We start from the raw sequence: 963 nt of genomic DNA on the forward strand, positions 1-963 counted from the left end.
TCCCACAGCGATGTTGTTTCGTAATCTGCTTGCGATGGAAGTTGAAGAGAGTATTCGCGGCAATCCGATTGATGGCGTCGTGCTGCTTGGGGGATGTGACAAGACAACGCCGGGTCAGTTGATGGGGGCGGCGAGTGTGGATCTGCCCACCATTATTGTCTCCTCTGGCCCCATGCTAAACGGGAAATTTAAAGGCAAGAATATCGGTTCGGGAACGGATGTGTGGAAGCTCTCAGAGCAAGTACGCGCGGGTGAGATTAGCGAACAGGAATTTTTCGCCGCAGAGGCAGGCATGTCGCGCTCGCGCGGTGTGTGTAATACGATGGGATCAGCTTCAAGCTTCTCTTCTGTTGTTGAGGCGCTGGGGATTTCTTTGAAATATAATGGCACGCTTCCAGCCGTGGATGCGCGGCGTCAGGCGCTAGCGCATGTGACGGGACGTCGGATTGTGGATTTGGTGAAGGAGGATAAGCCTTTATCTTCTTTCCTCACACGGGATGCTTTTGAAAATGCGATCAGCGTACATGCTGCGATTGGGGGATCGACCAATTCTGTGATCCACCTTTTAGCCCTTGCAGGGCGTGTGGGTGTTGATCTGACATTGGATGATTTTGACAAGATTGCAGGCGATATGCCGCTTCTGGCCAATATTGCCCCATCGGGTGAGTATTTGATGGAAGATCTGCACTATGCGGGCGGGATGCCGGCCTTGATGAATCAGATGGGCGATCGTATCAAAAAGCATGCGCCGACCGTGTCAGGCTTGACGATTGGAGAGCAGATTGAGGGGGCGGAAGTTTATATTCCAGAGGTGATTGCCAGCATGGATAAGCCGGTAAAACACAATGCTGGAATATGGGTGTTGAAAGGTAATCTTGCGCCCAATGGTGCGATAATAAAACCTTCTGCCGCGTCGGATGATTTGCTTGTGAAAAAGGGCAAGGCGGTCGTGTTTGAAGACAT

1 protein-coding gene is annotated in these 963 nt (G+C 51.7%); it reads left to right on the plus strand.

What is annotated here, in order from left to right; genetic code table 11:
* A partial coding sequence (locus tag ACFQS8_RS15550; RefSeq protein WP_382169216.1) for a dihydroxy-acid dehydratase domain-containing protein occupies positions 1–963 on the plus strand: 963 nt, incomplete at both ends.

The organism is Hirschia litorea, assembly GCF_042665075.1.
Taxonomy (GTDB): Bacteria; Pseudomonadota; Alphaproteobacteria; order Caulobacterales; family Hyphomonadaceae; genus Hirschia; species Hirschia litorea.